The organism is Neisseria sp. HMSC070F02 (genome assembly GCF_001814225.1).
Classification (GTDB): Bacteria; Pseudomonadota; Gammaproteobacteria; order Burkholderiales; family Neisseriaceae; genus Neisseria; species Neisseria meningitidis.
Genome location: NZ_KV815338.1, coordinates 1 through 1,260, shown reverse-complemented (window position 1 = coordinate 1,260; position 1,260 = coordinate 1). Strand labels below are relative to the sequence as shown.

Here is a 1,260-nt window from a genome sequence, read left to right as displayed (position 1 = left end):
GGTGCGCCCGCACCAAAAGGCCCAGCTAAACCGGCTATACCGGCCGCTAAAAAATAGAGTGGGAAATATGCATACTGTTGAATGGGATAGTAAGTCTGTTCAAAGAAATATGTTGAATAATCTGTTCTTATTGGAAGTAAAGTAATGACTGATAATCGGGGGTTTACGCTGGTTGAATTAATATCAGTGGTCTTGATATTGTCTGTACTTGCTTTAATTGTTTATCCGAGCTATCGCAATTATGTTGAGAAAGCAAAGATAAATGCAGTGCGGGCAGCCTTGTTAGAAAATGCACATTTTATGGAAAAGTTTTATCTGCAGAATGGGAGGTTTAAACAAACATCTACCAAATGGCCAAGTTTGCCGATTAAAGAGGCAGAAGGCTTTTGTATCCGTTTGAATGGAATCGCGCGCGGGGCTTTAGACAGTAAATTCATGTTGAAGGCGGTAGCCATAGATAAAGATAAAAATCCTTTTATTATTAAGATGAATGAAAATCTAGTAACCTTTATTTGCAAGAAGTCCGCCAGTTCGTGTAGTGACGGGCTGGATTATTTTAAAGGAAATGATAAGGACTGCAAGTTATTTAAGTAGGCTTGTTTACAAATCGATCGATAGTGTTTCAGTATTTGTGCGGTTTTCCGCCTTGATGGAATGAAAATCGTGTAATATTAAGCCTATAGTTATGACTCGTAATCTGTATCTGGATTGTTTCTGGATAAAAGAATAAACCCAATCGTTGGGTCGTTTGGGTTTATTTCATTGATTGACAGAAGTTTTTTAATAAATGGAAAGACAACGCCTTTTTTAGGGGATGGTTTTGTTTTTCCCTCTGATATTGCCTATAGGTTTCTGCCCCTTCCATTCTAAATATATTATCCGATTCGGATAAGTCGAATAGGGCACTTGATGCTAAGCCGATTACAAGTCGTTTCGATAAATCATAGGACATAATAAGGATATCTTTAGCCGTGGATTTATGGGGCATAGTAGCAAAAATTGTATAAGGGTGTACATTACTCATCTGAAAAGGTGAACAGATTTTATAATGCCGTCTGAAGATGTTTTCAGACGGCATTTTGTTTCCAATTCGTTATAGGCTTGTATTTTGCCTATGCAATATATAGTGGATTAAATTTAAACCAGTACAGCGTTGCCTCGCCTTGTCCTGATTTAAATTTAATCCACTATGGTAATTTAAGGCATGTTTGCACCTTTAGACATAAGGAGACCTTTGCAAAATTCCCCAAAATCCCCTAA

At 37.5% G+C, this 1,260-nt stretch carries 1 protein-coding gene and 1 pseudogene; one reads left to right on the top strand and one right to left on the bottom strand.

Features of this window, described 5'->3' with window-relative positions:
• Nucleotides 1-144 precede the first annotated feature (144 nt).
• Nucleotides 145-594 (top strand): type IV pilin protein, encoded by a 450-nt coding sequence (locus tag HMPREF2959_RS00300; protein WP_002218144.1) that lies wholly within the window; start codon nucleotides 145-147, stop codon nucleotides 592-594.
• An 89-nt stretch (nucleotides 595-683) separates the two neighbouring features.
• Here HMPREF2959_RS00300 and HMPREF2959_RS13425 read toward each other — a convergent pair.
• A pseudogene (locus HMPREF2959_RS13425) lies at nucleotides 684-952 on the bottom strand (5'-nucleotidase).
• Nucleotides 953-1,260: the final 308 nt, after the last annotated feature.